Origin of the sequence: Umezawaea sp. NPDC059074, assembly GCF_042738955.1 — a bacterium.
In the GTDB taxonomy this organism is placed as follows: Bacteria; Actinomycetota; Actinomycetes; order Mycobacteriales; family Pseudonocardiaceae; genus Umezawaea.
Genome location: NZ_JBHYHC010000016.1, coordinates 21,781 through 36,579, shown reverse-complemented (window position 1 = coordinate 36,579; position 14,799 = coordinate 21,781). Strand labels below are relative to the sequence as shown.

The 14,799-nt window shown below is 73.6% G+C and carries 1 protein-coding gene; it reads right to left on the bottom strand.

Translation table 11 applies throughout. The features are described 5' to 3' along the window. Positions 1-2: 2 nt before the first annotated feature. Complete coding sequence (locus ACFWW9_RS10625; protein WP_390374376.1) at positions 3-14,789, bottom strand: type I polyketide synthase; 14,787 nt, start codon at positions 14,787-14,789, stop codon at positions 3-5. Positions 14,790-14,799: the final 10 nt, after the last annotated feature.

Here is a 14,799-nt window from a genome sequence, read left to right as displayed (position 1 = left end):
GATCAGGAGTTGCTGCTGTCGAGGGCCATCGAGACGAGGTCGTCGACGTCCATGTCGTCGACCGAGTCCCCGTCGTCGGCGGCGACCGGTTCGGCCTCACCACTCACCAGCCGCAGCAGGGCGTCGAGCAGGCCCGCGTCCCGCAACCGGTCCAGCGACAAGCCCGCAAGCGCTTGGCGCACCTCGGTTTCCGCCGCGTCGCCGAGGAGCTCGGTGCGCAGCAGGTCGACGAGGACGAGCGGGGTCGGGTAGTCGAACACGAGCGTGGCGGGCAGTCTCAGGCCCGTCGCGCCGTTGAGGTTGTTGCGCAGCTCCACCGCCGTGAGCGAGGAGAAGCCGAGTTCGCGGAACGCCCGGTCGGCCTCGATGCCGCCCGCGTCGGCGTGGCCGAGGACGGCCGCGACCTGCTCGCGCACCAGGTCCAGCAGCACGCGGTCGCGGTCGGCCTCCGGGAGCGCCAGGAGCGTGGTCCGCAGCGCGCTGTCCCCGTCGGAGGTCTCGGGGGCCAGCGCCTTGCGCACCTCCGGCAGGTCCGCGAGGAGCGGGCTCGGCCGGGCGGCGGTGAACAGGGCCGCGAAGCGGTCCCACTCGACGTCCGCGACGGTGACGGTCGTGTCGCCGGACTCGACGGCCTGCCGCAGCGCGGCGACCGCCCGTTCCGGCCGCAGGGCGGGGAGTCCGCTGCGCCGCAGCACCTCGTCCTGCTCGCCGCCCGCCCACGGTCCCCACGCCACCGACAGGCCCGCGAGGCCGCGAGACCGGCGCTGTTCGACCAGCGCGTCGAGGAAGGCGCTGCCCGCCGCGTAGGCGGCCTGGTTCGCGCTGCCCCAGACACCGGCCGTGGAGGAGAACACCACGAACGCGTCGAGCGGGGCGTCGCCGAGCAGGTCGTCCAGGTGCGCCGCGCCCATGATCTTGGCCGACAGCACCGAGGAGAACTCGGCGAGGTCGTGGTCGCGCAACGGAGTCGACTGGCTCACCTCGACCGCGTGCACCACGGCGTTCGGCGCGTGCTGGTCGACCACCACGGCGGCTTGGTCGCGGTCGGCCACGTCGCAGCGCACGACCGTGGTCCGGACCCCGTGGCCCGCCAGTTCGGCGAGGAGGTCCGGCGCGTCCGGGGCGTCCGGGGCGGCGGTGAGCACCAGGTGCTCGGCTCCCGCACCGGCCAGCCAGCGGGCGACCTGCCCGCCGAGCGCTCCGGTGCCGCCGGTGACGAGGACGGTGCCGCGCGGGGTCCACGGACCTGTCGACGGCCCGGCGGGCGCGTGCGCCAGCCTGCGGGCCACCACACCGGTGTCGCGGATGGCGACCTGGTCCTCCACGCCCGCGAGGACGCCGACGAGTTGGTCCAACGCGGTGTCGTCGAGGGCTTCGGGCAGGTCGATCAGGCCGCCCCAGCGGTCGGGGTGCTCCAGCGCGGCGACCACGCCGAGGCCCCAGATCTGGGCCTGCGCGGTGCTGAACACCGGGTCGGTCGCGCCGGTCGACACCGCGCCGCGGGTCGCCGCCCACAGCGGGGCGTCGACCCCTGCGTCCCCGAGGGCCTGCACCAGCACGAGGGTGTCGGTGACGCTGTCGGACAGCGTGAGCACGCCGTCCACCGCGTCGACGTCCGCCAGCGCGGAGGCCAGCGCCGCCCGGTCGTCGGACGTGCCGACGGTGACGACGTCGAGGCCGCGCGCGCCGAGGCCGGTGACCAGCTCGGACTCCTCGACACCGGTCGGCGTGACGACCAGCCAGCGGCCGGTGGCCGTGGGGCCGCCGTCGGCGACGGGCGTCCACTCGACGCGGTAGCGCAGGGCGTCCGTGCCGGGGTTCTCGTCGGAGGCGAGCCAGAAGCGCTCGCGCTGGAACGGGTAGGTGGGCAGGTCGATCCGGCGCGCGCCGGAGCCCGCGAAGAACGGCGTCCAGTCCACCGCCACCCCGCGCACGTGCAGGGCGGCCAGCGCGGTCAGGATCGCGGTGACCTCGGGCTTGTCGGCCCGCTGCGACGGGACCGCCGCGGCGTCGACCATCGCGGTGAGGACCGCGTCCGGGCCCAGCTCCAGGAAGGTCGTGACACCGGCTGTTTCGAGGGTGCGCACGGCGTGGGCGAAGCGGACGGTGTCGCGGACGTGGTGGACCCAGTAGTCGACCGAGGTGAGTTCCTCGGTGGTGGCGAGTTCACCGGTCAGCGTGGAGACGATGGGGATGCGCGGCGCGGAGAACGTCAGCTCCTTGGCCACCACGCGGAACTCCTCCAGCATGGCGTCCATGCGCGGCGAGTGGAACGCGTGGGACACGCTGAGCCGCTTGGACTTCCGGTCGCCGAAGTGCGCGACGACCTCCAGCACGGCGTCCTCGTCACCGGCCACGACGACCGACGACGGCCCGTTGACGGCGGCGAGCGAGACCCGGTCGGTGAGGTGCTCAAGCACTTCGCCCTCGGTGGCCTGCAAGGCGACCATCGCGCCACCGGTCGGCAGGGCCTGCATCAGCCGACCGCGAGCGCCGACGAGCGTGGCGGCGTCGTCCAGGCTGAGCACCCCGGAGACGTGGGCGGCGGCGAATTCGCCGATGGAGTGGCCCGCCAGGAAGTCGGGCCGGACGCCCCACGACTCGGTGAGCCGGAACAGGGCGACCTCCACGGCGAACAGGGCGGGCTGCGTGTAGCCGGTCTGGTTCAGCAGCTCGGCGTCCTCGCCGAACACGACATCCCGCAGGGGCAGGTCGAACCGGGCGCACACCGCGTCGAACGCGTCGGCGAACACCGGGAACGCCTCGTACAGCTCACGCCCCATGCCGAGCCGCTGCGACCCCTGTCCGGTGAACAGGAACGCGAGCCTGCCGGTCGTGGTCGACCCGCTCACCACCTCGGGCGCTCCGGTGCCGCCTGCCACGGCCGTCAGACCGCGGTCCAGCTCGTCCGGACCAGCCGCGATGATCACCGCGCGGTGCTCCAGCCCGGCGCGGCCGGTGGCCAGCGTGAGACCGATGTCGGCCAGGTCCTCGTCCACCTCCATCAGGCGGGAGGCCTGGTCGCGCAGGGCGGCCGGGGTCTTGGCCGACAGCAGCACCGGCACCACGGGCACCGGCGCGCGCTCGACCTCGGGCTCGACGGGTGCCTGCTCCAGGATCGCGTGGGCGTTGGTGCCGCTCATGCCGAACGACGACACGCCGACCCGGCGGACGCGACCGGTGACCGGCCACTCGACCGTCTCGGTGGCCAGTGCGACCGCGCCGGACGTCCAGTCGACCTGAGCGGACGGCTGGTCCACGTGCAGCGTCCTGGGCACGATCCCGTGCCGCATCGCCAGGACGGACTTGATGATCGCGGCGACACCGGCGGCGGCCTGCGTGTGGCCGATGTTGGACTTCACGGACCCCAGCAGCAGCGGGGTTTCCCGGTCCTGGCCATAGGTCGCCAAGAGCGCCTGGGCCTCGATCGGGTCGCCCAAGGCGGTACCCGTGCCGTGCGCCTCCACGACGTCCACTTCGGACGGTGCCAGGCCCGCGCGGTCCAGCGCGCGGCGGATGACCCGCTGCTGCGACGGCCCGTTCGGGGCGGTCAGGCCGTTCGACGCGCCGTCCTGGTTCACGGCCGTGCCGCGCACGACGGCGAGGACCTGGTGGCCGTTGCGCTGGGCGTCGGACAGCCGCTCCACGAGCAGCATGCCGATGCCCTCGCCCCACGCGGTGCCGTCCGCGCCGTCGGCGAACGCCTTGCAGCGCCCGTCCACGGCCAGGCCGCGGTTGCGGGAGAAGTCGATGAACGCCCCCGGCGACGACATGATCGTCACGCCACCGGCCAGCGCCAGATCGCACTCGCTGTTGCGGAGCGCCTGCACGGCGAGGTGCAGCGCCACCAACGACGAGGAGCACGCGGTGTCAACGGTGACGGCCGGGCCTTCCAGCCCGAAGGTGTAGGAGATGCGGCCGGAGAACACGCTGGCCGCGTTGCCGGTGCCGAAGAAGCCCTCCAGCTCGGACGGCAGCGACGTGAGCGTGGTGCCGTAGTCCTGGCCGTTGGTGCCCGCGAAGACGCCGACCTGCGCGCCGCGGACGGACGCCGGGTCGATCCCGGCCCGCTCGAACGCCTCCCACGACGTCTCCAGCAAGAGCCGCTGCTGCGGGTCCATGGCCAAGGCCTCGCGGGGCGAGATCCCGAAGAACGCCGGGTCGAACTCCCCCGCCTCGTGCAGGAACGCGCCTTCACGGGCGTAGGACTTGCCCGCCGCGTCGGGGTCCGGGTCGTACAGGTCGAGGTCCCAGCCGCGGTCGGCCGGGAAGCCGGTCACGGCGTCGCGGCCCTCCACGAGCAGCTGCCACAGGTCCTCCGGCGACGAGACGCCCCCGGCGAAGCGGCACGACATGGCCACGATCGCGATCGGGTCGTCGGTCACGGCGGCGGTGACCGGGGTCAGCGCGACCGGCCGTGAACCCACCAGCTCGATGCGCAGGTGCGCGGCGAGCGCGGCCGGGTTCGGGTAGTCGAACACCAGCGTCGCGGGCAGGCTCAGCCCGGTCGCGGTGACGAGGCTGTTGCGCAGCTCGACGGCGGTCAGCGAGTCGAAGCCCAGTTCCTTGAACGCCCGGTCCGGGCGGACGGCGTCGGCGGAGGCGTGGCCGAGCGCCGAGGCGACCTGCGCGCACACCAGCTCCACCAGCGCGTGGGACTGCTCGGCCTCCGGCAGCGCCGCGATCCGGCGGGCCAGCGACGACTCCTCGGCGGCCTGGACGGGCTTCTCCGCGACCTCGGGGAGGTCGGCGAGCAGCGGGCTGGGGCGGGCGGCGGTGAAGACCGGCGCGAACCGGGTCCAGTCGACGTCGGCGACGGTGATCGTCGTGTCGTCGGCGCGGATCGCCTGGCGCAGCGCGGTGATCGCGGGCGCGGTCGCCATGCCCACCACGCCGCGGCGGCGCAGCTGCTCGGCGGCGTCGCCCTCGACGGCCATGCCCGCGTCGGCCCACGGGCCCCACGAGACGGCGAGCGCGGTCAGCCCGCGGGCCCGGCGGGACTCGGCGAGCGCGTCCAGGTGGGCGTTGGCGGCGGCGTAGGCGGACTGGCCGCCACTGCCCCAGATGCCCGCGATGGAGGAGAACAGGACGAACGCGTCGACCTCGCCGACCAGCTCGTCGAGGTGCTGGGCACCGGAGACCTTGCCCGCCAACACCCGCGCGAACGTGTCGAGCCCATGTCCTTCGACGGCCTCGGTGTGGTCGGTGCCCGCGGCGTGGAACACCGCGGTGGGCGGGTGTTCGGCAACGAGCGCGGCGACCGACGAGCGGTCGGCGGCGTCGCACGCGGCGATCGTGACCCGCGCGCCCAGCGCCTCCAGTTCGGCGGTCAGCTCGGCCGCTCCCGGCGCTTCGGCTCCCCGGCGGGAGGTGAGCACGACGTGCTCCGCGCCCGCACCGGCCAGCCAGCGGGCGACGTGCCCGCCGAGCGCGCCGGTGCCGCCCGTGACCAGGACGGTGCCGCGCGGCGTCCACGCCGTGCCGCCGCTGGCGGGAGCGTGGACGAGCCTGCGGCCGAACACGCCGGACGAGCGAACGGCGACCTGGTCCTCACTTCCCGCCAGCACGGCGGCGAAGCGGTCCTTGGCGCGCTTGTCGAGGTCGGCGGGCAGGTCGACCAGGCCACCCCAGCGCTCGGGGTGCTCCAGGGCGACGACCCGGCCGAAGCCCCACAGCTGCGCGGCTTCCGGGTTGCTCGGGCGGTCGGCGCGGCCGGTCATCACGGCGTCGCGCGTCACCAGCCACAGCGGGGCGGCGACGTCGGCGAGCGCCTGCACGGTCAGCAGTGCCTCGGCGACGGTCGTGGGGAACGCGAGCACGCCGTCGACCCGGCCGAGGTCGGCGGGCAGGTCGTCCGAGGAGGCGGTGACGACCTCGACACCGCGCTCGGTCAACGCGGACAGGGACTCATCCGTGCCGATGGCCAGCCAGCGGCCGCGGGCGGTGGCGGTGCCGACGTCGGTCGGCCGCCACTCGACCCGGTAGCGCCAGCCGTCGACCGCGGACTCGCTGCGGGCGTCCCGCCGCCACCGCGACAGCACCGGCAGCACGGCGTCGAACGCCTGCGAGTCCTCTTCGGACAGTGCGGCGCCCAGCGACGCCAGGTCCTCGTGCTCGACGGCGTCCCAGAACCTGGCCTCGATGGAGTCCGGCGCGTACCCGGTCTCGACGGCGGGCTCGAACCACAGGTGCTCGCGCTGGAAGGCGTAGGTGGGCAGGGCGACCCGCTGCGCGCCGCTGCCCTCGTAGAACGTGGACCAGTCGACGCGGACACCGCGGGCGTGCAGGTGGCCGAGTGCCCGCAGCAGGCTCTTGGCCTCGGGCCGGTCGCGGCGCTGCCCGGCGATCAGGACGGCGTCGGTGACGGAGTCCTGGCCCAGCGCGGTGAGCACGCCGTCCGGGCCCAACTCCAGGAACGTGCCGACGCCCGAGGTCTCCAGGGTGCGGACGGCGTCGGCGAAGCGGACGGCGTTGCGCACGTGGCGGACCCAGTAGTCGGGCGACGCCAGGTCCTCCGGGTCGGCGAGCTGCCCGGTCAGCGTGGACACGATGGGGACGCGCGGCTCGTGGAACGTGAGCCGGTCGGCGACCGCGCGGAAGTCGGAGAGCATGGCGTCCATGCGCGGCGAGTGGAACGCGTGCGAGACGCTGAGCTTCTTGGTGCGGCGGTCGGCGAACGCGGCCACCACGGCGTCGACCGCGTCGTCGTCACCAGCGACGACCACGGACGTCGGCCCGTTGATCGCGGCGATCGAGACGCGACCCACCAGTCGAGCGCGAACCTCGGATTCCGTGGCCTGGATGGCGACCATGGACCCGCCGGTCGGCAGGGCCTGCATCAGTCGACCGCGAGCGCCGACGAGCGCGCACGCGTCTTCGAGGGACAGGACGCCGGACACGTGGGCGGCGGCGAGTTCGCCGATGGAGTGGCCCGCGAGGTAGTCGGGCTTGACGCCCCACGACTCGACGAGCCGGTAGAGCGCCACCTCGACGGCGAACAGCGCGGGCTGCGTGAGTCCGGTCTGGTCGAGGGCGTCGGCGTCCGCGCCGAACACGACCTCGCGGACCGGCACGTCGAACTGCGCGCACACCTCGTCGAACACCCTGGCGTACACGGGGAACGTCTCGTACAGCTCGCGGCCCATGCCGAGCCGCTGCGAGCCCTGGCCGGTGAACAGGACCGCGAGGCCGCCGTCCACGACCGCGCCGGTCGGCGCCTGGCCGAGCACCAGTGCGTCCAGGCCTTCGATCAGGTCGTTCCAGTCCTCCGCGACGACGACCGCGCGGTGGTCGAACGTGGCCCGCGTCGCCACGGACGAGTAGCCGACGTCGACCAGCTCGGTGGTCTCGTCGTGCAGGTAGGCGGCCAGGTTCGCGGCCTGCTCGCGCAGCGCCTCGGACGTCTTGCCGGACAGGACGACCGGCACCAGCGGCACCGACGCCCGCTCGACCTTCTTCGGCCGGGCGGCGGGCGCTTCTTCCAGGATCAGGTGGGTGTTCGTGCCCGCGATGCCGAACGCGGACACGGCGGCCCGGCGCGGGCGACCGGTCTCGGGCCACGGGGTGTTCTCGGCCAGCAGCTCGACGGACCCGGCGGCCCAGTCGATGTGCGGCGACGGCTCCTCGACGTGCAGGGTCTTCGGGGCGACGCCGTGGCGCAGCGCCTCGACCATCTTGATGATGCCCGCGAGCCCGGCGGCGGCCTGCGTGTGCCCGATGTTGGACTTCAGCGAGCCCAGCAGGACGGGCCGGTCGCGGTCCTGGCCGTAGGTGGACAGGATCGCCTGGGCCTCGATCGGGTCGCCCAGCCGGGTGCCGGTGCCGTGCGCCTCCACGACGTCGACCTCGGCGGCGGACAGCCCCGAGTTGGCCAGCGCCTGGCGGATGACCCGCTGCTGCGACGGCCCGTTGGGGGCGGTCAGCGTGCTGGACGCGCCGTCCTGGTTGATGGCGGAACCCTTGACGACGGCCAGGACCTCGTGGCCGTTCTTGCGCGCGTCGGACAGGCGCTCCACCAGGAGCATGCCGACGCCCTCGGACCAGCCGGTGCCGTCCGCGCCGGAGGAGAACGCCTTGCAGCGGCCGTCGGGCGACAGGCCGCTCTGCGTGGCGAACTCGGCGAAGACGGACGGGGTCGCGAGGACCATGACACCGCCGACGAGCGCGCTGTCGCACTCGCCGTTGCGCAGGGCCGTCGCGGCGAGGTGCAGGGCGACGATCGAGGACGAGCAGGCGGTGTCGACGGTGAACGTGGGGCCTTCGAGGCCGAAGGTGTAGGCGATGCGGCCGGACATGACGCTGGGGGTGATGCCGGTGAGCACCAGGCCCGCCAGCTCCTCCGGGATGTCCATGCCGTCGCCGTAGTCGGTGGCGCTGCCGCCGATGTAGACGCCGATCTGCTTGCCCCGCACGGACGTCGGGTCGAGCCCGGCGCGTTCGAACGTCTCCCACGTGGTCTCCAGGAGCATCCGCTGTTGCGGGTCCATGGCCAGTGCTTCACGCGGGTTGATGCTGAAGAAGTCGCGGTCGAACGAGGTCGCGGTCTCGACGAACCCGCCGCCGGACACGTCGAACCCGAGCTTGGTGGCCCAGCCGCGGTCGGTGGGGAACGGCGTGATGGCGTCGCGGCCCGTGGTCACGAGGTCCCACAGGTCTTCCGGCGACCGGACGCCGCCGGGCAGGCGGCACGCCATCGCCACGATCGCGATGGGCTCGTCGGAGCCGACCGTGGACGCGACGGCCTTGGACGGCCCGGCGTCGCCGGTGTCGACCAGTTCCTCGCGGAGGTGACCGGCGAGCGCTTGCGGGGTCGGGTAGTCGAAGACGACCGTGGCGGGCAGCCGGAGGCCGGTGGCGGAGCTGAGGGTGTTGCGCAGCTCCACCGCGGACAGGGAGTCGAGCCCCATGTCGACCAGGCCGCGACCGGCCTGGACCTGGTGCGCCGAGGAGAAGCCGAGGACCACGGCGACCTGGCCGCGGACCATGTCCAGCAGCAGTTCGTCCTGCTCGGCGGGGGTCAGCGAGGCGAGCTTCTGGCTCCACTGCGAGGACTCCGCACCACTGCCCGCCGCGGCCCGGCGCACCGGCTGGCGGACCAGGCCGCGCAGCAACGGGTGCAACTCGGTCTTGCTGGTCCGCAGGGCGGCCAGGTCGAGCTTGAGCGGCACGGCCACGGCCGCGTCGAGGGCCAGCGCGGCGTCGAACAGGGCCAGGCCTTCGGGCACCGACAGGGCCGGGATGCCCGCGCGGGCCATGCGGGCGAGGTCCACCTTCGACAGGCCCGCGCCCATGCCCGCGCTCTGGTCCCAGAGACCCCAGTCCAGCGCGATGCCGGGCAGGCCGAGGGACCGGCGGTAGGTGGCGAGGCCGTTGAGGTAGGTGTTGGCGGCGGCGTAGTTCGCCTGGCCGGGCGAGCCCAGCAGACCGGCCGAGGAGGAGAACAGGGCGAACAGCGACAGGTCGCGCTCGCGGGTCAGCTCGTGCAGGTGCCAGGCGGCGTCGACCTTCGGCGCGAACACGGCGTCGAACCGGTCCGGGGTCAGGGATTCGAGGATGCCGTCGTCCAGGACACCGGCCGTGTGCACGACACCGGACAGGTCCGGGATGCCGGACAGGAGGGTTTCCAGTGCCGTGCGGTCCGAGACGTCGCAGGCCACCACGTCGACCTGGGCGTCCAACTCGGCCACGAGGTCGGCCGCGCCGGGCGCGTCCAGGCCACGGCGGGAGGTGAGCACGAGGTGCTTCACGCCCTGGCCCACCAGGTGACGGGCCAGCTCGGCACCGAGACCGCCGGTGCCGCCGGTGATCAACACGGTGCCGTCGACCTTGGCCGGGATCGTGAGGACGACCTTGCCGATGTGCTTGGCCTGCCCCAGGTAGCGGAACGCCTCGGGCGCGCGGTGCAGGTCCCACGTGGTGACCGGCAGCGGGTGCGTCTCCCCCGCCGAGAACCAGTCGTAGAGCTGGTAGAGCATCTCGCGGATGCGGTCGGGCCCGGCCTCGATGAGGTCGAACGCCCGGTAGGTCACGCCGGGGTACTGGGCGGCGACCTCGGCGGCGTCGCGGATGTCGGTCTTGCCCATCTCCACGAACCGGCCGCCGTCGCCGAGCCCGGCCAGCCGCAGCGAGGCGTCCACGAACTCGCCCGCGAGCGCGTCCAGCACCACGTCCACGCCGCGGCCGCCGGTGGCGGTGACGAACTGCTGCTCGAAGTCGGTCGTGCGGGAGGACGCGATGTGGTCCTCGGGGATGCCCGCGGCGCGCAGGACGTGCCACTTGCCGGTGGAGGCGGTGCCGTAGACGTCCGCACCGAGTTGGCGGGCCACCTGCGTGGCGGCCATGCCGACACCACCGGCGGCGGCGTGGATCAGCACCGACTCGCCCGCCTTGAGGCCGCCCAGGTCGTGCAGGCCGTACAGGGCGGTGAGGAACACCAGCGGCACGGCGGCGGCCTCGGCGAACGACCAGCCGACCGGCATCGGGCACACCATGCGGTGGTCCGCCAGCGCGACGGGGCCGAAGGAGGCGTCCATCATGCCCATCACCCGGTCACCGACGGCCAGACGGTCCACATTGGACCCGACCGCGAGCACGACACCGGCGGCTTCCAGGCCCATCAGGCCCGCGTCACCGGGGTACATGCCGAGGGTGTTCATCACGTCGCGGAAGTTCACGCCCGCCGCGCGGACGCCGATCCGGATCTGGTTCGGCTCCAGGTCGCGCTCGGCCTCGGGCCACGGGACGGTGACGAGGTTGTCGACCGTGCCCTGCGCGGTGAAGTCCAGCCGCCACGGGCCTTCCTCGGTGTAGCGGGGAACGGTGCCCGCGAACGCCCGCACCAGCCGGGGCGCGTACGCCTTGCCGCCGCGGATGGCCAGTTCGCTCTCCCCGCTGGCCACCTCGACGCCCAGCAGGCCGTCCGGGGCGTCGACCAGCACGATCCGGTCCAGGTGCTCGGACTGCGCGGTCCGGACCAGGCCGGACACCGTGGCGTGGGCGAGGTTCGTCGTGCGCTCGCCGGGCAGCGCGGTCACGGCCCCGCTCGTCACCACGACCAGCACGGCGTCGGAGTTCTCGTCGGCGAGGAACGCCTGCACCTCCGCCAGCACGGCCGCGGTGACCTCGCGGACGTCGCCGTCCGGGACGACCAGCGTGACGGTGTTGCTGTCGGCTTCCTTGTCCTCCAAGGACAACGGGGTCCAGTCGATGCGGAACAGCGCGTCGGGGTGGCCGGTCGCGGACTTGAGCAACTGGCCGCCGATGGGCCGCAGCACCAGGGAGTCGATGTGCGCGACCGGCGCTCCCGCGCCGTCCGCGACGAGGACCGACACGGCGTCGCCGTGACCGGTCGGGGACACCTTGGCGCGCAACACGGTCGCGCCCGCGGCGTGTAGGCCGACGCCGTTCCAGGAGAACGGCAGCGACCCGCCCTCGCCCCGGCCGGAGTCGAGCGCCAGCGCGTGCAGCACGGAGTCCAGCAGCGCCGGGTGCACGCCGAACTTGGCCGCCTGCCGGTGTTCCGACTCGGGCAGCGCCACCTCGGCGTACACGTCGTCACCCGCGCGCCACGCGGCCTTGAGGCCCTGGAACACCGGGCCGTACTCGAGGCCCGCGCCCGCCAGGTCGTCGTAGACCGAGCCCAGCTCGACGGCCTCCGCGCCGGGCGGCGGCCACGCGGCCAGGTCGAACCCGGCCGGGGCGTAGTCCGCGGCGAGGACGCCGATGGCGTGCGTGGTCCACGCCGTCTCCTCCTCGCCCTCGGGGCGGGAGTACAGCGTGACCGAGCGGCGGCCGGAGGCGTCCGCCTCGGCGACGGACACGCACACCATCACGCCACCGCGGTCCGGCAGCACCAGCGGGGCCTGGAGGAGCAGCTCGTCGAGGTGCCCGCAGCCCACCTGGTCGCCCGCGCGGATGGCGAGGTCGACCAGCGCCGTGCCGGGCACCACGACGGAGCCCGCGACCACGTGGTCCGCGAGCCAGGTGTTGGCGGTGCGCGACAGCCGCGCGGTGAACAGGGCTTCGCCGTTGGGCGACAGCAGGACCGCGCCGAGCAGCGGGTGGTCGGTGGCCCCGAGACCGGCGGACGTCACGTCCTGCTTGAGCTTCGAGCCCTCCAGCCAGAAGCGCTCGCGCTGGAACGCGTAGGTGGGCAGCTCGACCCGGACCGCGCCGGACCCGGCGAAGTAGGCCGACCAGTCGACCCGGACGCCGCGGCTGTGGACCTGGCCGAGCGCGGACACGATGCTCCGCACCTCGGAGCGGTCCTTGCGCAGCGCCGGGACGAGGGCGGCGGACGACGTGGACTCGGCGGCCATCGCGGTCAGCACGCCGTCCGGGCCCAGCTCCAGGAACGTGGCCACCCCGGCGGTCTCCAGGCTCCGGACGGCGTCGGCGAACCGGACGGCCTCGCGGACGTGCTTGACCCAGTAGTCCGGCGAGGTGATCTCCTCGGCCGTCACGGGCTTGCCGGTCAGCGTGGAGACGATGGAGATCATCGGCGCGCGGAACGACAGCCCCGCCGCGACCGTGCGGAACTCGGCCAGCATGCCGTCCATGCGCGGCGAGTGGAACGCGTGCGACACGGTGAGCCGCTTGGACTTCCGGTCGGCGAACTGGGCGACCACCCGCTCGACGGCGTCCTCGTCACCGGCGACCACGATCGAGCGGGGACCGTTGATCGCGGCGATCGAGACGCGGTCGGTGAGGTGCGGGCGGACCTCGTCCTCGGTGGCCTGCACCGCGACCATCGCGCCGCCCGTGGGCAACGCCTGCATGAGCTTGCCGCGCGCGGTGACCAGCGCGGCGGCGTCGGCCAGGGTCAGCACCCCGGCGACGTGGGCGGCGGCCAGCTCGCCGATGGAGTGGCCCGCCAGGAAGTCCGGGCGCACGCCCCACGACTCGACCAGCCGGTACAGCGCGACCTCGACGGCGAACAGCGCGGGCTGGGTGAACTCGGTCCGGTTCACCAACTCCGCGTCGGTGAGAGCCTCGGCGAGGCGGGGGTCCAGGTGCGCGCACACGGCGTCGAACGCCTCGGCGAACACCGGGAACGCCTCGTACAGCTCACGGCCCATGCCGATCCGCTGCGAGCCCTGGCCGGTGAACAGCACGGCCGTGCGGCCGATGACGGCCTCACCGCGCACGAGTCCGGGCGCGCCGGCGTCCTCGGCGAGGGCCCGCAGCCCGGTGAGCAGGTCGTCCCGCCCGTCGGCGACGAGCACGGCCCGGTGGTCCAGGTTCGCCCGCGTGGTGGCCGCGGAGAACGCCAGGTCGGTGAGGTCGATCCCCTGTTCCACCAGCGGGAGCAGGTTCGCGGCCTGCTCCCGCAGGGCCACGTCCGTCTTGCCCGACAGCACCACGGGCACGATCGGCAGCGCGTGCCGCTCGGTCGCCTCGACCTCGACGGCGGGCGCCTGCTCCAGGATCGCGTGGGCGTTGGTGCCGCTGTACCCGAACGACGACACGCCGACTCGACGAGCGTGCCCGGTCTCGGGCCAGGGACGGGTCTCGGTGACCAGCTCGGCCGCGCCGGAACTCCAGTCGATCTGCGGCGACGGCGAGTCCACGTGCAGGGTCTTCGGGATGATGCCGTGCTGGAGCGACAGCACGGTCTTGATCACGGCGGCGACACCGGCGGCGGCCTGCGTGTGGCCGATGTTCGACTTGACCGAGCCGAGCAGCAACGGCGTCTCGCGCTCCGGCCCGTACGCGGCGATCAACGCCTGCGCCTCGATCGGGTCGCCGAGCTTCGTTCCGGTGCCGTGGGCCTCGATGACGTCGACGTCCATCGGCGTCAACCCCGCGTTCTGCAACGCCTTGCGGATCACCCGCTGCTGCGACGGCCCGTTCGGGGCCGTGAGGCCGTTCGACGCGCCGTCCTGGTTCACCGCCGAGCCGCGCACGACGGCGAGCACCTGGTGGCCGTTGCGGCGCGCGTCGGACAGCCGCTCCACGAGCACGAGGCCGACGCCGTCGCCCCACACGGTCCCGTCCGCCCCGGCGGCGAACGACTTGCAGCGGGCGTCGGCGGACAGGCCGCGGGCGCGGCTGAAGTCGATGTACGCGCCGGGCGTGGCCATGATCGTCGCGCCGCCCGCGAGCGCGAGGTCGCACTCGCCGTTGCGGAGGGCCTGGACGGCGAGGTGGAGCGTGACCAGCGACCCGGAGCAGGCGGTGTCGACGGTGACGGCGGGGCCTTCGAGGCCGAACGTGTAGGAGAGGCGGCCGGAGATCATGCTGGCGGCGGTGCCGGTGCCGATGTGGCCCTCGAGACCGGCGAAGTCGCCCTCGGTCACCACGCTGAAGTAGTCCTGGCCGTTGGTGGAGGTGAACACACCGGTGCGGCTGCCGCGCAGGGACTGGGGGTCGATGCCCGCGCGCTCGAACGTGCGCCACGCGGTCTCCAGCAGCAGCCTCTGCTGCGGGTCCATCGTGATCGCTTCGCGCGGGGAGATGCCGAAGAAGCCGGGGTCGAAGTCGGCGGCGCCCTCGACGAAGCCGCCCTCCACGACGTAGGTGGTGCCCTCGTTCTCCGGGTCCGGGTGGTAGAGCGCGTCCAGGTCCCACCCGCGATCGGTGGGGAACGGCACGATTCCGTCGCGGCCTTCGACGACGAAGTCCCAGAGCTGTTCGGGCGAGGAGATTCCACCCGCGAATCGGCAGTCCATCGCCACGACGGCGATGGGTTCCTGCGCTTTCTCCTCCACCTCCTGCAAACGGTGGCGCGTGTTGTGCAGGTCCGCGGTCACCCGCTTGAGGTAATCACGAAGCTTCTGCTCGTTGGACATTCAACGCCAC

Excerpts from the sequence above, each read along its gene's own strand:
- ACFWW9_RS10625 (WP_390374376.1), bottom strand. The coding sequence starts at position 14,789 with ATGTCCAACGAGCAGAAGCTTCGTGATTACCTCAAGCGGGTGACCGCG.